Annotated in this window: 21 protein-coding genes and 1 tRNA gene; 19 read left to right on the forward strand and 3 right to left on the reverse strand. The window is 72.5% G+C overall.

What is annotated here, in order from left to right; genetic code table 11:
* Window positions 1-200: 200 nt before the first annotated feature.
* From rplU to obgE, 3 genes are all read left to right on the forward strand, one after another.
* Window positions 201-521: a 50S ribosomal protein L21 gene (rplU, locus tag HHL19_RS01910; protein WP_030494089.1), complete on the forward strand. Its 321-nt coding sequence runs from the start codon at window positions 201-203 to the stop codon at window positions 519-521.
* A 14-nt stretch (window positions 522-535) separates the two neighbouring features.
* Window positions 536-790, forward strand: coding sequence for a 50S ribosomal protein L27 (gene rpmA, locus HHL19_RS01915; protein WP_030494090.1), 255 nt, complete (start codon window positions 536-538; stop codon window positions 788-790).
* Window positions 791-914: 124 nt separating this feature from the next.
* A complete protein-coding gene (gene obgE / locus HHL19_RS01920; RefSeq protein WP_169084863.1) occupies window positions 915-2,354 on the forward strand; it encodes a GTPase ObgE in 1,440 nt (479 codons plus the stop codon).
* A 121-nt stretch (window positions 2,355-2,475) separates the two neighbouring features.
* On the opposite strand, the gene HHL19_RS01925 is transcribed toward obgE, so the two are convergent.
* Entirely contained in the window at window positions 2,476-4,650 is a 2,175-nt protein-coding gene (locus HHL19_RS01925) for a PIG-L family deacetylase (protein ID WP_169084865.1), read from the reverse strand.
* A 195-nt stretch (window positions 4,651-4,845) separates the two neighbouring features.
* Here HHL19_RS01925 and HHL19_RS01930 point away from each other — a divergent pair, with 195 nt between their 5' ends.
* Window positions 4,846-5,874: a hypothetical protein gene (locus HHL19_RS01930; RefSeq protein WP_346768230.1), complete on the forward strand. Its 1,029-nt coding sequence runs from the start codon at window positions 4,846-4,848 to the stop codon at window positions 5,872-5,874.
* Entirely contained in the window at window positions 5,871-8,690 is a 2,820-nt protein-coding gene (locus HHL19_RS01935) for a stealth conserved region 3 domain-containing protein (RefSeq protein WP_169084867.1), read from the forward strand. Before HHL19_RS01930 ends, HHL19_RS01935 begins: the two co-directional genes overlap by 4 nt.
* Window positions 8,691-8,781: 91 nt before the next feature.
* Here the strand turns inward: HHL19_RS01935 and HHL19_RS01940 are convergent, their stop codons facing one another.
* Entirely contained in the window at window positions 8,782-10,515 is a 1,734-nt protein-coding gene (locus HHL19_RS01940; RefSeq protein WP_169084869.1) for a stealth family protein, read from the reverse strand.
* A 254-nt stretch (window positions 10,516-10,769) separates the two neighbouring features.
* Between HHL19_RS01940 and galE the strand changes: the two genes are divergently transcribed.
* From galE to HHL19_RS01975, 7 genes are all read left to right on the forward strand, one after another.
* A complete protein-coding gene (gene galE, locus HHL19_RS01945) occupies window positions 10,770-11,756 on the forward strand; it encodes a UDP-glucose 4-epimerase GalE (protein ID WP_169084871.1) in 987 nt (328 codons plus the stop codon).
* A 171-nt stretch (window positions 11,757-11,927) separates the two neighbouring features.
* Complete coding sequence (locus tag HHL19_RS01950; protein WP_169084873.1) at window positions 11,928-12,365, forward strand: GtrA family protein; 438 nt, start codon at window positions 11,928-11,930, stop codon at window positions 12,363-12,365.
* Between the two features lie 95 nt (window positions 12,366-12,460).
* Window positions 12,461-13,639, forward strand: a complete 1,179-nt coding sequence (gene proB / locus HHL19_RS01955; RefSeq protein ID WP_240981379.1) for a glutamate 5-kinase — start codon at window positions 12,461-12,463, stop codon at window positions 13,637-13,639.
* Window positions 13,640-13,963: 324 nt separating this feature from the next.
* Entirely contained in the window at window positions 13,964-14,470 is a 507-nt protein-coding gene (locus HHL19_RS01960) for a hypothetical protein (protein WP_169084875.1), read from the forward strand.
* Between the two features lie 130 nt (window positions 14,471-14,600).
* Window positions 14,601-15,884: a glutamate-5-semialdehyde dehydrogenase gene (locus HHL19_RS01965; protein WP_169084877.1), complete on the forward strand. Its 1,284-nt coding sequence runs from the start codon at window positions 14,601-14,603 to the stop codon at window positions 15,882-15,884.
* A gap of 96 nt (window positions 15,885-15,980) precedes the next feature.
* On the forward strand, window positions 15,981-16,625 hold the full coding sequence (locus HHL19_RS01970) for a hypothetical protein (protein WP_169084879.1): 645 nt from the start codon (window positions 15,981-15,983) through the stop codon (window positions 16,623-16,625).
* 115 nt (window positions 16,626-16,740) lie between these two features.
* On the forward strand, window positions 16,741-17,823 hold the full coding sequence (locus HHL19_RS01975; RefSeq protein ID WP_169084881.1) for a hypothetical protein: 1,083 nt from the start codon (window positions 16,741-16,743) through the stop codon (window positions 17,821-17,823).
* A 19-nt stretch (window positions 17,824-17,842) separates the two neighbouring features.
* Here the strand turns inward: HHL19_RS01975 and HHL19_RS01980 are convergent, their stop codons facing one another.
* On the reverse strand, window positions 17,843-18,982 hold the full coding sequence (locus tag HHL19_RS01980; RefSeq protein ID WP_169084883.1) for a M48 family metallopeptidase: 1,140 nt from the start codon (window positions 18,980-18,982) through the stop codon (window positions 17,843-17,845).
* A gap of 133 nt (window positions 18,983-19,115) precedes the next feature.
* Here HHL19_RS01980 and HHL19_RS01985 point away from each other — a divergent pair, with 133 nt between their 5' ends.
* From HHL19_RS01985 to HHL19_RS02015, 7 genes are all read left to right on the forward strand, one after another.
* Complete coding sequence (locus HHL19_RS01985) at window positions 19,116-19,352, forward strand: hypothetical protein (protein ID WP_169084235.1); 237 nt, start codon at window positions 19,116-19,118, stop codon at window positions 19,350-19,352.
* Between the two features lie 85 nt (window positions 19,353-19,437).
* Window positions 19,438-19,602, forward strand: a complete 165-nt coding sequence (locus HHL19_RS01990) for a hypothetical protein (protein ID WP_043221514.1) — start codon at window positions 19,438-19,440, stop codon at window positions 19,600-19,602.
* A gap of 64 nt (window positions 19,603-19,666) precedes the next feature.
* Window positions 19,667-20,287, forward strand: coding sequence for a nicotinate-nucleotide adenylyltransferase (gene nadD / locus HHL19_RS01995; protein ID WP_169084886.1), 621 nt, complete (start codon window positions 19,667-19,669; stop codon window positions 20,285-20,287).
* Between the two features lie 20 nt (window positions 20,288-20,307).
* Entirely contained in the window at window positions 20,308-22,065 is a 1,758-nt protein-coding gene (locus tag HHL19_RS02000; RefSeq protein ID WP_169084888.1) for an LCP family protein, read from the forward strand.
* Window positions 22,066-22,134: 69 nt separating this feature from the next.
* On the forward strand, window positions 22,135-22,578 hold the full coding sequence (rsfS, locus tag HHL19_RS02005; protein WP_169084890.1) for a ribosome silencing factor: 444 nt from the start codon (window positions 22,135-22,137) through the stop codon (window positions 22,576-22,578).
* Window positions 22,575-23,228, forward strand: coding sequence for a histidine phosphatase family protein (locus HHL19_RS02010; RefSeq protein ID WP_169086210.1), 654 nt, complete (start codon window positions 22,575-22,577; stop codon window positions 23,226-23,228). Before rsfS ends, HHL19_RS02010 begins: the two co-directional genes overlap by 4 nt.
* Before the next feature lie 106 nt (window positions 23,229-23,334).
* Window positions 23,335-23,407 (forward strand) — tRNA-Ala (locus HHL19_RS02015).
* The last annotated feature ends 10 nt before the right edge of the window (window positions 23,408-23,417 follow it).

The raw sequence follows: 23,417 nt of genomic DNA on the forward strand, positions 1-23,417 counted from the left end.
ACGGGCGAATTTGACCCTCTGTGGCAGGCGCCCGTAACCTAGACCGTCGGCGTGTCAATGGCGCGCCGCGCCTCTGAGCATCCCCCTCCCGCTCGCCGGGAGAGGCCGCTCGTCCGATCCGGATCGCCGTGGGCCCCCGGGCCCCGTGCGTGGGCGGCTGGCGTCAGAGGTCCCCATTACCGAGTGAGAGAGAGATCCGCGTGTACGCCATCGTGCGCAGCGGTGGTCGCCAGCACAAGGTTGCTGTCGGCGACATCGTTGAGGTTGACAAGATTTCCACCGCCAAGCCGGGCGACACGGTCGAGCTCTCGACCCTGCTCGTCGTCGACGGCGACGCCGTGACCAGCGACCCGTGGGTCCTGGCGGGCATCAAGGTCCAGGCCGAGGTCGTGGACCACACCAAGGGCGCCAAGATCGACATCCTGCGCTACAAGAACAAGACCGGCTACCGCCGTCGCCAGGGTCACCGTCAGCAGTACACGGCGATCAAGGTCACGTCCATCCCGACGGCCGCGAAGTAAAGAGGGACTGAGCAATGGCACACAAGAAGGGCGCATCGTCCACCCGGAACGGTCGCGATTCCAACGCCCAGCGGCTCGGCGTGAAGCGCTTCGGCGGTCAGGTCGTCAACGCCGGTGAGATCCTGGTCCGCCAGCGCGGCACCCACTTCCACCCGGGCTCGGGTGTCGGTCGCGGTGGCGACGACACGCTGTTCGCCCTGCAGGCCGGTTCGGTGCAGTTCGGCACCTTCCGTGGCCGCAAGGTCGTGAACATCGTTCCGGTCGCCTGATCGGACGCTTTGCGGAGGCGGACCTCACTTCCCGGCAGGGAAGCGGGTCCGCCTTTCGCGTGTTACTAGATAGACAATCCCGTACATAGCTTTTCTGTACATCGCATTCTGGAGGCACAGAACCATGACCACCTTCGTGGACCGCGTCGAGCTGCACGTCGCCGCGGGTAACGGGGGCCACGGCTGCGCCTCCGTCCATCGCGAGAAGTTCAAGCCGCTCGGCGGCCCGGACGGTGGCAACGGCGGTCGCGGCGGCGACGTGACCCTGGTCGTCGACCAGTCGGTCACCACCCTGCTCGAGTACCACCACTCGCCGCACCGCAAGGCCACCAACGGCAAGCCCGGCGAGGGCGGCAACCGCGCGGGCAAGGACGGCCAGGACCTCGTCCTGTACGTGCCCGACGGCACGGTCGTCCACGACAAGAAGGGGAACGTCCTCGCGGACCTCGTCGGCCACGGCACGACGTACGTCGCCGCGCAGGGCGGCCGCGGCGGCCTCGGCAACGCGGCGCTGTCCTCCGCGCGCCGCAAGGCCCCCGGCTTCGCGCTGCTCGGCGAGCCCGGCGACGTCGACGACATCGTCCTGGAGCTGAAGACCGTCGCCGACGTGGCGCTCGTCGGCTACCCCAGCGCCGGCAAGTCCTCGCTGATCTCCGTCCTCTCGGCCGCCAAGCCGAAGATCGCGGACTACCCCTTCACCACCCTGGTCCCGAACCTCGGCGTGGTGACGGCCGGCTCGACCGTCTACACCATCGCCGACGTCCCCGGCCTCATCCCCGGCGCCAGCCAGGGCCGCGGCCTCGGTCTGGAGTTCCTGCGCCACGTCGAGCGCTGCTCGGTCCTGGTCCACGTCCTCGACACGGCGACCCTCGAATCCGACCGCGACCCGGTCTCCGACCTCGACGTCATCGAGGAGGAGCTGAAGCAGTACGGCGGCCTCGACGACCGTCCGCGCATCGTCGTCCTCAACAAGATCGACATCCCGGACGGCAAGGACCTCGCGGACATGATCCGCCCGGACCTGGAGGAGCGCGGCTACCGCGTCTTCGAGGTCTCCGCGGTCGCCCGCACCGGCCTGAAGGAGCTCTCCTTCGCCCTCGCCGAGATCGTCGGCAAGGCCCGCGCCGCGAAGCCGGTGGAGGAGGCGACCCGTATCGTCATCCGCCCGAAGGCCGTCGACGACGCCGGCTTCACGGTGACGTACGACGAGCACGAAGAGGTCTACCGCGTGCGCGGCGAGAAGCCCGAACGCTGGGTCCGCCAGACCGACTTCAACAACGACGAGGCCGTCGGCTACCTCGCAGACCGCCTCAACCGCCTCGGCGTCGAGGACGCCCTCCTCAAGGCGGGCGCCCGCGCCGGCGACGGCGTCGCCATCGGCTCCGACGAGAACGCGGTCGTCTTCGACTGGGAGCCCACCCTCATGGCCGGCGCCGAGATGCTCGGCCGCCGAGGCGAGGACCACCGCCTCGAAGCCCCCCGCCCGGCCGCCCAGCGCCGCCGCGACCGCCAGGCCGAGCACGACGACGCGGACCGCGAGTACGACGAGTTCGACCCCTTCTAGGGTCCCCGGGCCCCCGGGTCCCCGGCCCCGGGGTCCCGGGCCTGTCCGGCGGTCCCTTTTCGGGGCATACGCGAGAACCCCCGCTCGGCTTGGCCGGGCGGGGGTTCTCGGGTGTGTGGGGTCAGCCGGCGCGGATGTCGCGGAGGGGGGTGATGTGGGGGCGGCCGTCGAGGCCCAGGGTGACGGAGACCGGGGTGCCGGGGGCGGTGCCGACGGTGAGGGTGGCCGGCGTGCCGACCGTGAGCGAGGGCGCCCCGGTCCCCACGAGCGAGGTGCGGCCGCCGCCGGTGATGTCGTACACCAGCTCCTCCCGCGAGCCGGAGGGGACGGCCAGGACCCCGCCGCTGGAGGCCGTCGTACGGCCGTCGACGAGGCTGACCCGGCCGAAGCCGCCCATCTTCGGCTTCGCCACGGTCGTCCACCGCTTGGCGCGCCCCGCGGGCAGCCGCTCGATGACGACCTCGTCGCTGGCGACGCTCCGGTAGCCGAGCAGCACCGAGCCGTCCGGCGCGGTGATCGCGTCGGGGACGTCACCGGGCTGGTGGGCGAAGCGCCGGGTGCCCTTGCGCAGGTCCCCGGACGGGGTGCGCTGGCTCCAGTGCTCGACCCAGGTGGCGGAGGTGCCGAAGAGGTGGACGAGCCCGCGCCCGTCGACCGCGGCCGTCAGCCCCTCCTGTATGCGCCCGGTGGGCAGCTCCGTCCACGGCGTCCACGTGCCGTCGGTCCGCAGCACCCGGGTGCTGACCCCCTTGGCGCCGTTCCTCGCGAAGAGGTGGACCCGTCCGTCGGAGCCGAGCACGGCAGTCGGGGGCCCCGTCAGCCGGGTCCGCCACGACCTGGTCTCGGGTGAGCCGAGGCGTACCCAGGAGCTTTCGAAGGCGCCGCCGGCCGTCCGCTGCCGCAGCATCACGATCTCGCGCAGGTTCTTCCCCGCGGTCCCCTCCAGGGCGGAGAAGCGCAGGGCGAAGACCAGGTCCCTGCCGTCGGGCATCCGCACCACGGATATGGAGGGGGCGAGCGGGCCGCCGCCGAGGTCCTCGGGCGGGCTCTGCCGGCCGGACACGTCACCGGTCCAGCGCGCGAGCCGGGTGCCGAGGACGCCGTACACGGTCAGCGCGCCGCCGGTCCCGGCGACCGCCTTGGGTCCGGCGTTCGGGTAGCGGCGGTGGGTGGAGCGGGCCCAGCCCTTCATGGACCTGAGGACCGAGTCCTGGCCGAAGGCGTAGTCGCCGCAGCCGGACTCGTTCCCGCACTGCCACGAGGGCTCGCCGCCGTACGCGTTGAGGTACAGCGCCTTCAGGGCGACGGTCGACGCCGGCAGGTTCTTCGGCCAGCGCTGGTTGTAGTACCCGCGGAAGGCCTCCGTCTGGAAGACGGGCGCCTGCGTGCCGCGCCCGGTCCGCCCGCCCCAGTCGGCGAGCGCGCGCCAGGCGAACAGCGCGGCGGCGGTGTGGTCCGGGTGGTCGGAGAAGCCGTGCTGGTCGCTGCCGATCGGATGGCGCTCGTCGTGGACCTGAGTGTCCGGGTCCGGGTCGAGGGTGCGGACCAGGGTGGGCTTGCGCCGGGAGAGCAGGAAGACGAGCGTCTCTATGAGGTCCTTGCGCGTGTACGTGTACTTCTGCTGCACCGGGGACTCCGGCGCCGGCTGGGTGGGAAGCGTCACGCCCGGGGTGCTCCACAGCCGGGTCAGATTGACGGTCCTGGCGCCGTTCTTGGCGTGCATCCGCAGGTTCAGGAAGATCAGTTCGGCCGTCCGGCCGCCGTACTCGAGCCGGTTGACCTCGGCGGTGCGGCCGCCCGGCAGGGCGAGGACGGAACGCTGCCACGGGGTGAAGAGCCTGGCCCCGAGCATCAGCGCGTAGGCCTGGCGGAGGCCCTGCTGGCGGGAGGAGACGTACGCGGGTATGTCGGGCTCGGGGGCGGGCTGGCCCGGGACCGTGTTCACCCCGAACGAGCCGCCGTCCGTGATGTACACGGACGTCACGGGTATGCCCGCGGAGAGGTTCTGGACGACGTCGGGGTTCATGAAGAACAGGTCGTCGTCGGGGTGCGCCACGATCTGCACCACGGCGGGCGCCCCGACCGCCGCGAACCCGTCCTGCGCGTCCGCGGCGGCGAGCCGGCGGACCGTCGCGCGGGCTTCGGCGTCACCGCTCGCCTGGGCCGGGATGTGCACGGGGGACGCGGTCGTCTCCCCACAGCCGCTGACGACTCCTGCCACCGTGACGGCGGCGGTCGAGGCCAGCAGAGTGCGCCGAGACAGCGCGACGTCGGCGAACGAACTCCAGCGTCCCATTTCTCCCCGTTGCTTCCTGTGTGTTCGACTAGCAAGGATCCCTTGAGGGAGAGGGGAAAAACGCCATGCAGGGTTCACTTGACGACGTGATTGCGGTCACGCGCTGCTTGCCGAGGCGTGACTTGCCAAGGCTTCTGCCCCCTTGACACTATGTGGCGCTGACTGTCAGTCCAGAGTGGAAGCGCGGGATTCGTCGTGAGTGACTCACTGCTGCCCTATGCGGTGGGTGCCGCCAACCGAGCCCGCCGAGTCGCCGTCCGCATGCGCCGCAGGGTCGAGCGTCTGCAGACGGCCCCCGCCTTCGCGAGCGGCATCAGGCCCCGCCCCGCCCTGAAGGCCGTGCACTTCTCCGTCCTCGGCGGACGCACGCTGAACGTGGCCCTCGTCGCCCCTCCGGCCGTCGACGTCACCGCCGCCCACCTGGAGTTCGTGCGCGCCGGACGCCACCTCAGGCTCGACCTCGACGTGGAGTCGCAGGGCGACGGAACCCGCCTCCTCACCGCCACCACCGCCCTGCGGTACACGGACCGGGGAGACCTCCCCGACACCCCCGGCGAGCACGGCCCCGGCCGCGCCGGCATGGCCCTCTTCGGCGGCCTCTGGCGCATCGGCGTGGTGCTCACCGGCGCCGACGGGCGGGAGGTGCGCGCCGGTGTCGGCGCCGTGGCGCTTCCCACCGCGGACGGACCGACGGCCCCCGTCTCGCCCTCGCCGGACAGCGGCGCCCACTTCCGGATCATGCGTTCCGTCGACGGCTTCGCCGTTCTCAAGGTGCGCGCCCCCGTGCACCAGGCGGAGCTCGACCGGTTCGACCTCCGCTGGGACCGCATAGTGGTCCACGGCCGGCTCATCGCCCGCCAGGGCCCGAGCTCCGGCTACACCGCCCAGGCCGTCCGGCGCGGCGGCGGTACGGTGGTGCAGGCCCCCCTGGAGTGGCAGGGTGACTCGTTCACCTTCGACGTGCCGCTGGCCGAGATGGTGGCGGGCGGGCGGTCGTACCGCTGGGACATGCAGCTCGCGCACGGGCGTACCGGCCTCAAGATCGGCCGCAGGCTCACGGACGTGAGGCGGCGCCATCAGGTGATCCGCACCACGTTCAGGATCATCGCCCTGGAAGACGGCACGCTCCTCCGAGCGCATGCCTACATCACGTCGGCCGGAGCGCTCGCCGTTTCCTGCGTCGCGTTCGAAGGCGCCCCCCACGGCGCAGAGGAAGTCGCATGAAGATCACCATCCTGCTCACCTGGGGCGATGCGATGGGCGGCACCGAGATGGCTGCCTACACCCAGGCCGCCCAGCTGATGCCGCGCCACGAGGTCGAGATCCTCAGCGTCTTCAAGACCGCCGAGGAGCCCTTCCTTCCGGAGGCGAAGACCCTGCCCGTCCGTTACCTCGTGGACCGTACGGGCCGCACCCCGCGCCCGGTCCGCGAGACCTCCCTCACCCCGGAGGAGTGCGCGGCCCTCGCCAAGCTGCCCAGCGAGCTCATCGAGGCCTCCTGGGAGCCCACGTTCGACCGGCTCTCCGACATCGAGATGACGGCCGCCCTCTCGGGCCTGGACACCGACATCCTCGTGACGACCACGCCGGCCCTGATGGCCGCGGCCGTGAAGCTCGTCCCCTCCTCGGTGGCCACCGTCCACCAGGAGCACCGCGTCTCCCAGCTGCGCGGCGCCACCGGCGAACCGCTCCTGACGCACGCCCCGCGGCTCGACGCCCTCGTCTCGCTCACCGAGCTGACCACCGACTGGTTCGCCGAGTCCCTGGGCGCCTCCGCGCCCCGCCTCGCCACCATCCCGAACGCGATGCCCGACGGCTACCGGCCGCGCTCCGACCTCGGCGGCAAGACCATCGTCGTCGCCGGCCGCATGGTGCCGGAGAAGCAGCTCGACCACGCGGTGCAGGCCTTCGCCGAGCTCTCCGACGAGTTCCCGGACTGGCGGCTGCGCCTCTTCGGCGACGGCCCCCAGCTGGTCAACCTGCGCCGACTCGTCGAGAGCCTCGGCATGCACGACCGGATCGAGCTCGTCGGCCGCAGCCAGCAGATGGCCGAGGAGTGGGCGAAGGCCGCGATCTGCCTGATGCCCTCCCGCGTCGAGTCCTTCGGCCTCGTCATGCTGGAGGCCTTCACCGCCGGCGTCCCGGTCGTCGCGTACGACGCCCTGACCGGCCCGTCGCAGATCGTCCGCCACGAGGTGGACGGCCTGCTCGTCCCCGCCGACGACGTCGCCTCGCTGGGCGCGGCGCTGGCCCGGCTCATGGGCGACGACGAGCTGCGCGCCACCTACGGCGCCGCCGCCCGTGCGGGAGCACGCGAGCGCTTCGCGCCCGAGGTCATCACCGCCCAGTGGGACGAGCTCTTCGCCGCGCTCCGCGCCGAGCCGGAGCCGGTCCGCGCCGCCGCCCGCGCCGACCGGACGGCCCGCCGCGTCGCCGCCGGCGGGAGCAAGAGCTTCGCCGTCTCCGCGCCGATCAGCAAGCTCGCCCCCTCCGCCGACGAGCAGAAGGCGCGGGAGGTCATCCTCCAGGCCCAGGACCGCAAGAACCTGGTGCGCTCCGCCGGTCGTCTCGCCGAGGTACGGGACGACATCCCGGCCTGGCGCATAGGGGAGATCAACCTGGAGATCAGCGCCGAGGCCCTCGAACGCCACGACGTCCCCTACGTCCTGCTGCACGACCCGGCGACCGTCAGCCACCGCCTCGCCGTCAAGGACACCGACCGCGAGCGGGCGCTGCGCGCCCTCGGCACCGAGCTGCACGGCAAGCCCGTGTACGCCGAGCTCGTCGCGCCGAAGAGGGCCGCGCCCGGCGCGCGTCTCGCCGAGACGCTGACGGCCGCCCCCGAGGTCGCGGCCGTACGGGTCTTCAAGCCGGTCGTCAGCGACAGCCGCATCCTCCGGTACGGACCGGTCTACGGCTGCAGCGTCGAGTTCTGGCCCCAGGAGGACGTGGAGCCGCACTGGTTCACCGCGCCCCGCGGCACCACCCTGGTCGGCCCGCGCCTGCCCTCGCTCGACGGCACCGCCCGGATCTCCGTCGGCGGTCGCGCGTACCCGACCCTGGAGGTCCTGACCAAGCGCCTGATGTGGGACGTCGACTTCCCGATCGACGCCGTCTACACCTGGGTCGACGACACCGACCCGGCCTGGCGCGAGAAGCGCGACGCGGCCCGCCAGGCCGCCGGACTCGCCACCGACGACGCCCAGTCCGGTGACGTCCGCTTCCGCAACCGCGACGAGCTCCGCTACTCGCTCCGCTCGCTCGCCACGCACGCCCCCTGGATCCGCAAGGTCTTCCTGGTGACGGACGACCAGGTGCCGGAGTGGCTGAACACCGAGCACCCGGACATCCAGGTGGTCAGCCACCGGGAGCTCTTCGCCGACCCGTCCTGGCTGCCGACCTTCAACTCGCACGCGATCGAGTCCCAGCTGCACCGCATCGAGGGGCTCTCGGAGCACTTCCTCTACGTCAACGACGACGTGTTCTTCGCACGTCCGCTGGCCCCGAGCAAGTTCTTCCAGTCGAACGGCAATTCGCTCTTCTTCCGGTCGCCGACCGCCGTGCCGCCGGGCGAGGTCACCGAGGAGACCGAGGGCTACTTCGTCGCCGCGAAGAACAACCAGGCGCTCCTGGAGGAGGAGTTCGGCCGGGTCGCCACGCACGGCTTCCTCCACACGCCGCACCCGCTGCGCCGCAGCGTCCTGGAGGCGATCGCCGAGCGCTGGCCCGAGCAGACCTCCCTCACGGCGGCCACGCCGTTCCGCGGCCGGACCGACCTGTCGATCACCTCGTCGCTCCACCACCACTTCGCCTATCTGACGGCCAAGGGCGCGCCGGGCAGCATCTCCGCCGCGTACGTCAACATCGGCGACTACAAGCACCACGTGGCGCTCAGCCGGCTGCTCGCCGCGCGCCACCGGGACGTCATCTGCATCGGCGAGTCGGCCGAGGCGGAGGTCCCGCTGGACGAGCGGGACCGCGTGCTGCGGGCGTTCCTGGAGGCGTACTTCCCGGTCCGCTCCCCGTACGAGCGCGACTGACGCCCACGGGCCCACGGCCTACGGGCCTACGGGCCTATGAGAGAGGGGCGCCCGGACCTCAGGGTCCGGGCGCCCCTCTCTCGTGTGCGCGCTACTTCTCGTACGGGCTCGGGACCGGGAAGTACGCCTCCAGGAAGGGGGTGATCAGGTCCTTCTGCTCGCCCACCTCCTGCTCCGTGGACACCGTGTCGTTGACGCAGAAGACCGTCTTGTCCCGGTTGGCGAGGAGGCGGCCGAGCCGGGTCTCCGTCCACGGGTGGGTCAGGTCCAGATAGGAGTACGGCAGCTGGGAGGGGACCGCGCGGCCGGTGTGGAAGGCGTAGTAGTGGTGCAGCGAGGACGAGATGGAGATGTCGTCGATGCTACGGAACCTGCTCGCCTCCGTGTGGCGGTACTCGGCGGCGAACTCCGTCTCGATCTCGGTCAGCACGGTCCGGCTCAGCGGATGCGGCATGTGCTTCATCTTCTGGACGAGCACCGCGCCGTACCGCTCCTGGATCAGGCGGCGGTTGTTCTTGCCGGCGGCGGCCACCGGCGGGTCGTCGACGGTCCGCTCGCCGAGCGGCACCAGCGCGGGCGAGGGGAAGAACTTGGTGATGCCGTTGGCGTGGAAGAAGTCGCCGGGCGTCACCTCGTTCCCGAGCATCACGTCGTCGTTGAAGTAGAGGAAGTGCTCCGAGAGCCCCTCGATGTGGTGCAGCTGCGACTCGATCGCGTGCGAGTTGAAGGTCGGCAGCAGGTCGGGGGAGCGGAAGACGTCCTTGTGGGACACGACCTGGATGCCCGGCCGGTCGGTGTCCAGCCACTCCGGGACCTGGTCGGCGGTCACCAGGTAGATGTTCCGCACCCAGGGGGCGTACATGTGGAGCGAGCGCAGCGAGTAGCGGAGCTCGTCGCGGCTCAGGTAGCGGGCGGCGTTCGCCGCCTCCGCGTGGTAGCCCTCGCCGGAGAACTCGGCGCGCTGCCGCAGCCAGGCCGGGTCGGAGCCGTCCACCCAGGTGTAGACGACGTCGATCGGGAAGGTGACCTCTTCGGTCGGGACGACGGCCGTCTCCGCGCGGGCGGGGACGAGCGGGGCGCCCTCGGTCGCCCGGGGCGCGAGGCTGGTGAAGTACGGCTCCGGGACCGGGACGATCTCCCCGGCCGGCGGCAGCGCCGTGGCGATCCGCCCGGCGCGGGGCGCGGTCAGCTCGCCCTCCTCCAGCGTCCAGAACTCGACGTCGCAGCCGTAGGTGTCGCCGAGCGTCAGCTGGTGGGTCGGGTCCGTGTGGTACCAGGTGAGGCGCAGGACGGGGGAGTTGCGCAGCCGCTGCCAGGTCGACGGCTCGAAGCCGGGCTCGGAGGCGCGGGTGACGGGGCCGTTGGCGCTGAGCGGCGTCACGTAGCCGGGCAGGGCCTTGCAGGCCTCCGCCAGGGCGGCGAGGACGGCGGTGCGGTCCTCCGCGCGGACGGCCACGGCGGCGGCGGTGTCCGACTGGCCGCGGACGGCGAAGTGTTCGACGCCGGCGCCGGCGAGCGCCGCGAGGACGGTCTCCAGATTGGCCCGGCGGGCCCGGAGCGGGGTGATGCCCTCGGCGACGAGCGCCACCTTCGGCTCCTTGCCCACCGTGATCACGGCACGGTCGGCGCCGGCGGTGTAGGCCCCGTAACGCTTGGCGAGACGGCCGCCGCGGCGCCGCTCGGCGGCCGCGGTGCCGCTGGCGATGCGCATCTTCACCCGGCGGCGCATGTCGGCGTCGACCTGCGAAACGATGGCCCGCCTCACACGTTCCGGTACGGCTCGGCGGTAGACCCCAAGCAGCCTGGGTGCCTCGGGATTTCGCACTGCGGTCGACTCCTTGAACGGGACCGGACGGAAGAATGGACTCGTCCAGTATGACGCGTGACCCGACGCCCCTTCGGAGCGGTGGGACCCGGCCGCCCGGCCCAGTCGGTACGGTGGGGTGCCGGTGCGTGGGCACCACGCGGCGGACGGCGGCGGAGCGCGGCGGACGACGGCGTACGGTGGCGGAGCGCGCGTACGGCGGCGGGACGTCGCGGACAGTGACGGACAGTGGCGGACGAGGGGTGTGGTCGAGCATGACCTTTCTGATCACCGGCGGTGCCGGGTACATCGGCGCGCATGTGGTTCGGGCGCTGACGGCGGCGGGCGAGCGGGTCGTGGTCCTGGACGACCTCTCCACGGGGTACGCACACCGGCTTCCCGAGGGCGTGCCGCTGGTGGTCGGCTCCGTCCTCGACCGCGAGCTGCTCGACCGGACGCTCGCCGAGCACGGCATCACCGGCGTCGTCCACCTCGCCGGGAAGAAGCAGGTCGGCGAGTCCGTCGAGCTGCCGCTGCACTACTACCGCGAGAACGTCGTCGGGCTCACCGTCATCCTGGAGGCGGTCGCCGCCGCGGGCGTGCGCAGCTTCCTCTTCTCCTCCTCCGCCTCCGTGTACGGCATGCCGGACGTCGACCTCGTCACCGAGGAGACCCCCTGCCTGCCGCTCAGCCCGTACGGCGAGACCAAGCTCGCCGGCGAGTGGCTGGTCCGCGCCACCGGCAAGGCGCACGGCATCGCCACCGCCTGCCTGCGGTACTTCAACGTGGCCGGCGCGGCCGCCCCCGAGCTCGCCGACACCGGGGTCTTCAACCTGGTGCCGATGGTCTTCGAGCGGCTCGACGCCGACGAGGCGCCCCGGATCTTCGGCGACGACTACGCCACCCCGGACGGCACCTGCGTCCGCGACTACATCCACGTCGAGGACCTCGCGGACGCCCACCTCGTCGCCGCCCGCAAGCTCGCCGAGTGGGCCGGGGCCGGCGAGCCGCGCGACCTCACCGTCAACATCGGCCGCGGCGAGGGCGTCTCCGTCACCGAGATGGTCGAGCTGATCAACGAGATCACCGGGCACGCCACCGAGCCCGTCGTCACGCCGCGCCGCCCCGGCGACCCGGCCCGCGTCGTCGCCTCCGCCGACCGCATCGCCGCCGAGCTGGGCTGGAAGGCGCGGCACGACGTCCGCGACATGATCGACTCCGCCTGGGCCGGCTGGACCGCCCGCCGCGGCGCCGCCGTCTAGGACCTGCCCGACCTTGGACCTGCACGACCTAGGATCTGCCTGACCTAGGACCTGCACGACCTAGGAACTGCACGACCTCGTGGACGGCCCCCTCGTGCGAGGGGGCCGTTCGTCGTGCGGGCGTCGCCCGCCGGGCATGCCCCGTTCATCTCACGGCGATCTGATGGGCCCATGCGAGACCAGCTCGGCCAGATCATCCGCTTCGGCGTGGTGGGCGGGATCAACACCGGCACCTTCTTCGGCTGCTACCTGCTGCTCCACCCCTGGATGCCGTACTTCGCCGCGTACACCCTCGCCTTCCTGCTCAGCATGGTGGGCTCCTTCTTCCTCAACACGTACTTCACCTACCGCACCCGTCCCACCTGGAAGAAGTTCGCCCTCTTCCCCCTCACCAACGTCACCAACTACGTGGTGCAGAGCGCCGGCCTGTACGCGCTCGTCGCCTGGGCCGGAATGGACGACCGGATCGCGCCACTCGTGGCCGCCGTCGTCGCCATCCCCTTCACGTACGTGATCTCCCGCCGGATTCTTGTCAGCCGGGGCCCCGCACTGCAGAGCGCTGGTCCGGAGGGCGAAACGGAGGAGCGGCAGGCGTCCCGGCTCGCGTAGATTGCCCCTCGCGACCGTGCCGGGAGCGCACGGCGCCAGAACAGCGAGTGAGGACGGCGCAGGTGGCGACGGATATGGCGGCGGTGCAGCAGGACATGAACCTGAACCGACAGGACGTGACCCCGCAGTCCCCGAGCCCGCGGCCCACCTCGACGGTCACCCGTCCCTTCGTCACCGAGGCGCGCCGGATCGTCGTCAAGGTCGGCTCCTCCTCCCTCACCACCGCCGCGGGCGGCCTCGACGCCGACCGGGTCGACGCCCTCGTCGACGTCCTCGCCAAGGTCCGCAGCGGCGGCGAGAAGGAGATCGTCCTGGTCTCCTCCGGTGCCATCGCCGCGGGTCTCGCCCCGCTCGGCCTCACCCGCCGGCCCAAGGACCTGGCGCGCCAGCAGGCCGCCGCCAGCGTCGGCCAGGGCCTCCTCGTCGCCCGGTACACCGCCTCCTTCGCCCGCTACGGCGTCCGCGTCGGCCAGGTGCTGCTCACCACCGACGACACCAGCCGCCGCGCCCACTACCGCAACGCCTACCGCACCCTCGACCAGCTCCTCGCCATGGGCGCGCTGCCGGTCGTCAACGAGAACGACACCGTCGCCACCGACGAGATCCGCTTCGGCGACAACGACCGGCTCGCCGCCCTCGTCGCCCACCTCGTCCGCGCCGACCTCCTCGTCCTCCTCTCGGACGTCGACGGCCTCTACGACGGCGACCCGGCCAGGCCCGGCACCTCCCGGATCGCCGAGGTGGCGGGCCCGCAGGACATCGCCCACGTCGAGATCGGCTCCGCGGGCAAGGCGGGCGTCGGCACCGGCGGCATGGTCACCAAGGTGGAGGCCGCCCGGATCGCCGCCGCCGCCGGCATCCCCGTCGTCCTCACCTCCGCCAGCCGCGCCGCCGACGCCCTCGCCGGCCGCGACACCGGCACCTGCTTCCGGCGCACCGGCCGCCGCTCCGCCGACCGCCTCCTCTGGCTCGCCCACGCCTCCACCCCGCAGGGCTCCCTCGGGCTCGACGACGGCGCCGTCCGGGCCGTCGTCGAGGGCAAGAAGTCGCTGCTCGCCGCCGGCATCGCCACCGTCGAGGGCGACTTCGTCGCCGGGGACCCGGTCGAGCTCCGCGACGCCGCCGGCCACCCCGTCGCCCGCGGCCTCGTCAACTTCGACGCCAAGGAGCTCCCCCGGATGCTGGGCCGTTCCACGCACGAACTCGCCAGGGAACTCGGCCCCGAGTACGAGCGCGAGGTCGTCCACCGCGACGACCTCGTCGTCCTGGGCTGAGCCGGGCGGCCACCGCGCCGTCACGTGCCCCGACCGGCCGCCGAGCGGCCCCCACCGGGCCCGGCCCTGGCCGGAACCGGACCGGAGCCGCACCGGATCCGGACAGGCCCCAGGCCGGATCCCGCCAGGATCGAACGGACATCCGGCCGGAAACGGGTCCGGAAGCCCTTGCGAAAGTGCCGCCGAAACGGCTGAAACTCCTGCCATCCGGAAGGGACCTTTACCAAAACCGCCCCATGCGGCGGCTCGGGCTGGTCAACTTTGTCTCGGGGGCAACGAACAACGCGGGGTACAGCAGCACACGCATCACACAGGAGGCCGCCGGTGAGACGAGCGCGCCCAGGGGCCATGGCCCGCGGGACGGCCGAACGCGCCCTGACGAGTGTCGAGGCCGGAGCCGACTTCGACGCGGCACGGGACAGGGCCACGGAGGGCAGGAGCACAGCAGCCGGGACGGACACAGGCGACGGCGGCGCGCGGGAGCGCCCGCTGTCCAAGCTGTGGCACGTCACGCTCAGCGTGTCCGGCGTCGAGTCACCGCTGAAGGAGGTACGGCGCGGGCTCGAACAGCTCGCCCACGACCACCCCTTCCTGCTGACCAGCCGGTACGCCAACGACCACGCCGAGATCCGGTACTGGGAGGAGGCCCGCGACCTGCACGACGCGGCCGCCGTCGCCCTCCGGCTCTGGGGCGAGCACCGGCAGACCGCGAAGCTCCCGCCGTGGGAGATCGTCGGCCTGGAGGTCATCGACCGGGAGACCTACCACCAGCGGATCGCGGAGGGCTACGGCCCGCCGCCCGCCGCCCCGGTCGGAGTCCACCCCTACTGACCCGCCGGGGGCCCGGGTCCTGACGGGCCGGGCCACCGAGGTCCGTACGGTGGCACGGGCGCGTCTCGCACTGCGGGATGCGCCCGTCGTACGTACGGGGTCGACCCGCCCGTACCAGTACCCTGCGGGCATGACCTCGCTCACGCCCCTCGACGACCTCACCCCGGTCACCCGGGCCGCCCACCGGGCCCGCGGCGCCGCCGCACAGATCGCGCCACTGCCGCGCGCGGCCAAGGACGCGGCCCTCCTCGCCATCGCGGACGCCCTCGAAGCCCGCACCGCGGAGATCGTCGAGGCCAACGCCGAGGACATCGCCAAGGCCCGCGAGGCCGGCACCAGCGAGTCGATCGTCGACCGGCTCACCCTCACCCCCGAGCGGATCCTCGCCATCGCCGCCGACGTCCGCCACGTCGCCGCCCTGCCCGACCCGGTCGGCGAGGTCGTCCGCGGCTCGACCCTCCCCAACGGCCTCGACCTCCGCCAGGTCCGCGTCCCGCTCGGCGTCGTCGGCATCATCTACGAGGCCCGCCCCAACGTCACGGTCGACGCCGCCGCCCTCTGCCTCAAGGCCGGCAACGCGGTCCTGCTCCGCGGCTCCTCCTCCGCGTACGCCTCCAACACCGCTCTGGTCGCCGTCCTCCGCGACGCCGTCGACGGCGCCGGCCTGCCCGCCGACGCGATCCAGCTCGTCCCCGGCGAGTCCCGCGACTCCGTCCGCGAGCTGATGCGCGCCCGCGGCCTCGTCGACGTCCTCATCCCGCGCGGCGGCGCCTCCCTCATCCGCACGGTCGTCGAGGAGTCCACCGTCCCCGTCATCGAGACCGGCACCGGCAACTGCCATGTCTACGTCGACGCCGAGGCCGACCTCGACATGGCCGTCGACATCCTGATCAACTCCAAGGCCCATCGGGTCAGCGTCTGCAACGCCGCCGAGACCCTCCTCGTCCACCAGGACGTCGCCGCCGCCTTCCTGCCCCGCGCCCTCGACGCCCTCGCCGAGGCCGGCGTCACCGTCCACGCCGACGAGCGGGTCCTCGCCCACGCCGAAGGCACCAAGGCCACCGTCGTCCCGGCCACCACCGAGGACTGGGAGACCGAGTACCTCTCCTACGACATCGCCGCCGCCGTCGTCGACTCCCTCGACAAGGCCGTCGAGCACATCCGCGCGTGGACCTCCGGCCACACCGAGGCCATCGTCACCACCTCGCAGGCCGCCGCCCGCCGCTTCACCCAACTGGTCGACTCCACCACGGTCGCCGTGAACGCCTCCACCCGCTTCACGGACGGCGGACAGTTCGGCTTCGGCGCGGAGATCGGCATCTCCACCCAGAAGCTCCACGCCCGCGGCCCCATGGGCCTTCCGGAGCTCACCTCCACCAAGTACATCGTGACCGGCGACGGTCACATCCGGTGACACCACCCCGCATCCCTCCTTTCGGCCTTTAGGTACGGGCGGGGAGACTTCGCATCCTCCCTGCCCAAAACCACATCCCCGGTCTACTCTGAATCCGTGCCGGACGACGTGGGGGACAGGCCGTCCCCGAACGGCTGGGAGCCCGACGACGAGCGCGGAGGCGCCGCCGAGGGCCGCTGGGACGTGGTCCTGGACGAGGAGTTCGTCCGGGCCGCCACCCTCCACGAGCCCACGGCCGTCGAACGCCTCCTCGCCTCGGCCCAGGCCCGCGCCGAGGCCGAATCCGCCCGCACCCGCGCCCTCCGGGCCGCCGGCGACGACGACCTCTACGACGAGGGCCGCGACCCCGTCGGCCCCACCTACGAGCCCGACGACATCGGCGACGACGCCAGCCCCTACGGCCGCCACGGCGGCGCCCTGCGCCCCTACCGGGGCAGCGCCCGCTGGCACCGGCCCGTCGCCTGGCTCCTCGCCCTCCTCATGGGCATCGGCATGGTGGCCCTCGCCTTCACCGCCGTCTACCGCGCCGCCGCCGCCAACCGGCAGGACCAGGTCCCCCCGGCCTCCACCGGCGTCGACGCGCCCAACCCGGCCCCGCCCGCCGCCTCACCGGCCGCCGCGCCCCCGGTCCCCGTCCTCACCGGCACCCCGGCCACGGCCGCCGCCCCGCAGGCCCCCGGCAGCCGGGCGACCGCCGAGCGGACGTCCCCGCCGGCCTCCGTCGCACCCGGCACCTCCTGACACCACCCGGACGGCCGCCCCGTCCACCGGAGGCTTCACCCCGACGGCGGAAAACTTCCGAACTTGTCGTGTACCTGGGCGTTTATCGAAGCCTCCGCCGACCTACCCTGAAGGTATGGCAGGGCGTGGCGACCCGCCTGAGGGGAATCCCGAGGGGCTCCCCGGCGGTGAGGACGAGTACCGAGCCGTCGTCTTCGACGAGGCGTTCGTCCGCGCTGCCCACCTCCAGGAGTACTCCGCCCAGGAACGGATGGGTGAGCACGCGCTCGCCGTCCGCAGCCGCCCCGGCCCCACCGGCCGCCGCTCCGGCTCCGGCCAGGCCCTCCTCCTCGTCCTGCTGATCCTCCTCGCCTTCGGCACGGCCGTCTATCTCGGCCTGCGCAACCCCTACCAGCCGCCGCTCGACCAGCGCGCCGAGCCGCTGCGCACCACCGTCGTCCCCCTCGCCCCCCAGGGCCCCGTCCCCGGCGGCGACCCGGCCCGGCTCCTCGCCCGCAGCCCCGCCGCCGAGTACCGCACCGGCGCCGCCGGCATCAACCTCCCCGTCTCCGCGCGCACCACCCACTTCTCCGAGGGCCAGGTCGTCACCGCCCTCAGCATCGCCAAGGACTACCTCGTCGCCTCCTCCCTGGAACCCGACGTCCTCGCCGGGCAGACCGTCCGCCCGGCCCGCCTGCTGCTCGACCCCGACCAGCTCGCCCAGTTCGACCGCAGCGTCGAATCACCCGCCGACGACGGCCGGCACGCCCTCGCCGCCTGGGTGGTCCGCTTCGACCCCCGTCAGGTCTCCGTCGTCGAGCCCGCGCCCCGCGTCCAGGGCACCCTCCGCTTCGCCGAGAGCACCGCCGACACCCTGGACGTCACCGCCGACCACACCTTCACCTACGCGCTGCGCCCCGCCGTCCAGGGCCCGGGCGAGCCCGCCGCGGCCTCCCTCTTCACGGTCCACCGCACCCTGCACCTCCGCTTCGACCGCGAGGATCTGCGCATGCACCGGGCGGAGCTGCTGACCAGTACAGTCGAGGCCGGACCGCAGGCCTGCGGGGAGGACACCGGCGGCGGCCTGAGGCCGCTCCTGGCCGGCGCCGAGGCCCCGGCGACGTCCGGCCCGGCGCTCACCGACCCGTACGCCGCCGACCGACCGGCCGCGCCGGCCCTCTGCGGAGCCCTCGCCCCGGCAGCCCAGCCCCGGCCCTGAGGTCCCCGGGTGCGGCTCGCTACTTCCCGGCCCCCTCGCCCGTGTCCTTGCCGGCGTCCTTGCCCGTGTCCTTGCCGGACTCCTTCGAGGCGCCGCCCCCGAACACGGTCCGCAGCCGTCCGCCCAGATCGCCCGCCAGGTCGCCGGCCCCGCCGGCTATGTCGCCGACGAGCTTGATCAGCGGATCCTTGCTGTCCTTGACGGTCTGCGCGTAGTGCCCCGCCGACTCCCGGAAGGAGTCCGTCACCGAGGTGTCCTTGTCCTCCGAGCGCTTCGGGTAGCGGCCGTCCATCAGCCGCTGGTAGTCCCGGCTCTCCGACCACTTCTTCAGCTCGGCCGCCCGCACCGTGGTGAAGGGGTGCGAGCGCGGCAGCACGTTCAGGATCTTCAGGACCGAATCCCGCAGGTCACCGGCCTTCTCGTACTCGTCCGCCTGGGCGAGGAAGGCGTCCACGTTCATCTCGTGGAGATGGTTGCCGCCCGCGATCTTCATCAGGCCCCGCATCGAGGCCCGGAGGTCCTGCCCCACGAGGAGTCCCGCCCGGTCGGCCGACAGCTCCGACTTGCGGAACCACTCGCGCAGAGCGGTCACGATCGCCATCACCGCCACGTTCCCCAGCGGGATCCAGGCGACCTTCAGCGCCACGTTCGTCAGGAAGAGCAGCACGGTCCGGTAGACCGCGTGGCCCGACAGGGCGTGCCCGACCTCGTGGCCGACCACCGCCCGCATCTCCTCCTCGTCGAGCAGCTCGACGAGCCCCGTCGTCAGCACGATCACCGGCTCGTCCAGGCCCACGCACATCGCGTTCGGCACCGGGTCCTGCGTCACGTACATCGGCGGGACCTTGTCCAGGTCCAGGATGTAGCAGGCGTCCCGCAGCATGTCGTTGAGGTGCGAGAACTGCGCGTCGCTCACCCGGACGGAGTCCGAGAGGTAGAGCAGCCTGAGGCTGCGCTCGGGCAGCAGCCCGCTCAGCGTCTTGAACACCGTGTCGAAGCCGCTCAGCTTCCTCAGCGCCACCAGCGCCGAACGGTCCGCCGGATGCTCGTAGGCCCGCGAGGAGATGTCGGGGAACCGCTTGCGCTGCCTGCTCGGCACGCCGCCCCGCGGCTGCTCGCCGTGGCTCTGGTCGTGGTTCCGGTCGTGGTTCTCGGTCATGAACGCCCCCTGTCCATCCGTACGAGTCGGTACTCGTCCCCCTGACACGACCCACCCTAGGCGAGGGCGCTACCGTGGGCGGAGAGCCTGTGGACAACTCGGGCCCTGTGGACAACGAGGGAGCACGACCCGCATGCCCGACATCGCCGAGGCCGCCGCCGCCCTCACCGGGATCGCCGCCGCGGCGCAGCAGGGCCCGGGCGACACGCTCCGTATCGTCCTGCTGGTCTCCATGGTCGGCGGCGCCCTCCTCGCCTGGTTCCTGCTGCGCGGATACGGCCGCGGCGACACCGGCGAACACCCCGCCGGGCAGCCCGAGGACACCTCCGCCCGAGGGGCGTCCGAGGGCGCCGAGGACGCCAACGCCTGAGTCGGCGTGAGCGGGCCGCGACCGCCCGCATACGATGTGCGCGAAGTCTCCGCTCCCACCCCCGATCGGATAGGTCCCGCCGAAGATGAGCCTCCACAGCACCGCCGCCAACCTCGTCACGCTTGCCTCCGAGGGCGCCGAGCACGGTGGCAACCACGACAGCCTCAACCCGTACCTCACGGGCGGTGGCGCCTTCCTCGCGCTGATGCTGCTGCTCTGGATCACCACCCGCTTCAACCGCGACCGCTGAGCCGGAAGCCGACCCGGAGGCCGCTGAGCTGGCGTCCACCGCCGTGCCAGTAGGCTCTGCACGCATGGGAGAGCAGGAAGTGCCTACTGGCGGCAGCGGCAAGCGCCGCCTCGGCGTGATGGGCGGGACGTTCGACCCGATCCACCACGGACACCTGGTGGCGGCCAGCGAGGTCGCCGCCCTGTTCCACCTGGACGAGGTGGTGTTCGTACCGACCGGTGAGCCGTGGCAGAAGAGTCACAAGGTCGTGTCGCCCGCCGAGGACCGGTACCTCATGACGGTCATCGCCACCGCGTCCAACCCGCAGTTCTCGGTCAGCCGCATCGACATCGACCGCGGCGGCGCCACCTACACCATCGACACCCTGCGCGAGCTCCAGTCGCTCAACGCCGACTCCGACCTCTTCTTCATCACCGGCGCCGACGCGCTCTCGCAGATCCTCACCTGGCGCGACGCGGACGAGTTCTTCTCCCTCGCCCACTTCATCGGCGTCACCCGGCCGGGTCACGACCTCACCGACGACGGACTGCCCAAGGGCGGAGTCTCCCTCGTCGAGATCCCCGCCCTCGCCATCTCGTCCACCGACTGCCGCGCACGGGTGGCATCGGGCGACCCCGTCTGGTATCTCGTCCCGGACGGCGTGGTGCGCTACATCGACAAGCGCCAGCTGTACCGAGGCGAGTGAGTCCCGGGGAAGGGGCACCGGTGAACGACCAGCAGAACCCGTACGACCCGTACTACCCGCAGCCGCAGATCATCGGCTACGACGCGTACGGGCAGCCGGTGTACCAGCAGCCGGCCCAGGCCCCCCAGCAGGCCGCGTACGACCCGTACGCCGGTCAGCAGCAGTCGTACGGCTACGACCCCTATGCCCAGCCCCAGGCGCCCCAGCAGCCCCAGAGCCCTCAGCCGCCCTCGTACGACGCCTACGCCGGGCAGCAGCAGAGCCAGGGCTACGCCCCCCAGCAACCCGCCTACGACCCGTACGAGACCTACGGAGGCGGCGGGCACCAGGGCGGACAGCAGGGCGGGCAGCAGTGGCAGTCGGCCGAGCCCCCGGCGCCCGTCGCCGCCGCCCCGACCGGCGTCCCCGGCCAGCGGCCCGCCCCCGAACCCCCCGCCGCGCCGCCCGCCCCGCCCGTCGCGCCTGCCGCGCCCGCGGCGTCCCGGCGCGCGGACGCCGGCGAGGACCGGGAGTACCGCACCGAGCAGTTCTCCTTCATCGAGGAGCCCGACGAGGACTCCGAGGACGTCATCGACTGGCTCAAGTTCACCGAGAGCCGCTCGGAGCGCCGCGAGGAGGCCCGCCGTCGCGGCCGCAACCGGGTGATCGCCCTCGTCGTCGTCCTGGCCCTCGCCGTCATCGGAGGCGTCGGCTACCTCTGGTCCGCCGGCCTGCTCCCCGGCACCGGGGACTCCGGGCGGAAGGACCAGGCCGCCGCCACGGGCCCGCAGCGGCGCGACACGATCGTCCTCCACCTCCACGACCTCCAGGGCGGCGGCACCACCACCGCCCTCCTCGTGGACAACTCCACCACCAAGCAGGGCACCACCGTCCTGCTGCCCAACGCCCTCGCCGTCGCCGACTCCGAAGGCTCCGCCACCACCCTCGGCAAGTCCGTCGAGGAGGACGGCTCCAGCGGCACCCGCGAGGCCCTCGACACCCTCCTCGGCGCCAAGATCGCCGGAACCTGGCGCCTCGACACCCCGTACCTGGAGAACCTCGTCGAGTACCTCGGCGGCATCGAGGTCGACACCGACACCGCCGTCCCGGACCCCAAGGGCAAGAAGGGCGCCGACCCGCTCGTCGCCCGGGGCGAGAAGCAGACCCTCACCGGCCGCGGCGCCGTCGCCTACGCCACCTACCGCGCCGCCGGCGAGGCCGAGGCCAAGCAGCTCCAGCGCTTCGGCCAGGTGGTGAACGGCATGCTGCGCAAGATGCCCAGCGACCCCGCCAACGCCACCTCGGCCATCGAGTTCCTCCAGCAGATCGCCGACCCCTCCCTCCCCGAGAAGGACCTCGGCGCCTCCCTCGCCAAGCTCGCCGACCACGCCAAGACCGGCGCCTACAAGACGGCGCTCCTCCCCGTGGGCGAGGACGGGACGCTCGCCGAGGGCACCGGCGACAGCGTCGTCAAGGACATCCTCGGCGGCAAGGTCACCGCCGTCGAGGCCGGCGGGGTGCCGCGGGTCTCGGTCAAGGACGCCACCGGCGAGGACGCCGTCGAGGCGGCCAAGGTCGCGCTGATCAACGGCGGCTACGCGTTCGTCGGCGGCAGCAAGACCGACGGCCGGGCGAAGTCCCAGGTCGTCTACGGCGACGACGCCCAGAAGGCCACCGCGGCCGAGGTCGCCAAGACCCTCGGACTGCCGGCCGGATCGGTCGTCAAGGGCAAGCCCGCGGGCAACGCCGCCATCACCGTCGTCCTCGGCCGGGACTACGAGATTCCGGGCGCCTCGTAATCGTTTGCGGGGTCGTCGGCGGTCCGTGAGACCCTGGAGGGGTACTCGACCGCCGACGAAAGCCTGCTTGTGACCGCCACGGATCGCTCCATCGAGCTCGTCAACGCCGCCGCCCAGGCGGCGGCCGACCGGCTCGCTCACGACATCATCGCGTACGACGTCAGCGACGTGCTGTCGATCACCGACGCCTTCCTGCTCGCCTCCGCGCCCAACGACCGCCAGGTCAAGTCGATCGCCGAGGAGATCGAGGAGCGGCTCCAGAAGGAACTCGGCGCCAAGCCGGTCCGCCGCGAGGGCGACCGCGACGCCCGCTGGATCCTCCTCGACTACGTCGACATCGTCGTCCACGTGCAGCACAGCGAGGAGCGGGTCTTCTACGCCCTCGAGCGGCTGTGGAAGGACTGCCCCGAGCTGCCCCTGCCCGAGGACGCCGTCAAGACCCGCGGCAAGGCCGCCGAGCACGCCGCCCTCACCGGCGCCGACCTCGACAGGGCGGACGGTGAGCTGAGCTGAGCACCGCCAAGGGCGGCACCGGCCGCCGCATCGTCCTGTGGCGCCACGGCCAGACCTCCTGGAACCTGGAGCGCCGCTTCCAGGGCTCGACCGACATCGAGCTCACCGAGGCCGGCGTCCACCAGGCCCGCCGCGCCGCCCGGCTGCTCGCCGCCCTCCGCCCCGACGCGATCGTCGCCTCCGACCTGAAGCGGACGGCGGCCACCGCCGCCGAGCTGGCCTCGCTCACCGGACTCCCGGTCGCCCACGACGCCGCGCTGCGCGAGACGTACGCGGGGGAGTGGCAGGGCCTCACGCACGAGGAGATCGTCGGGCGGTTCGGCGAGCAGTACGCCGCGTGGAAGCGCGGCGAGCCGGTGCGCCGCGGCGGCGGCGAGCTGGAGACCGAGGTGGCCGACCGGGCCGCCCCGGTGATCCTGGAGCACGCCGACAAGCTCCCGGCGGACGGCACCCTGGTCGTGGTCAGCCACGGCGGCACCATCCGCACCGCCATCGGCCGGCTCCTCGGCCTGGAGCCGCACCACTGGGAGGGCCTGGGCGGCCTCTCGAACTGCTCCTGGTCCGTCCTCGGCCAGGGCGCGCGCGGCTGGCGCCTCCTGGAGCACAACGCCGGCTCGCTGCCCGAGCCGGTCCTCGGCGACGACACCTGACGTCCCGGACCGGGCCTCAGGGCCCCGTGGCAGCCCGGATTTCACTTTCCGGCAGGTCACAGGCTAAAGTTCTTCTTGTTCGCGGCGCTGAGCGCCGAGAGCGCGAGGGGCTATAGCTCAGTTGGTAGAGCGCCTGCATGGCATGCAGGAGGTCAGGAGTTCAATTCTCCTTAGCTCCACAGTCACCGG

The organism is Streptomyces sp. R302 (assembly GCF_012927245.1).
Taxonomy (GTDB): domain Bacteria; phylum Actinomycetota; class Actinomycetes; order Streptomycetales; family Streptomycetaceae; genus Streptomyces.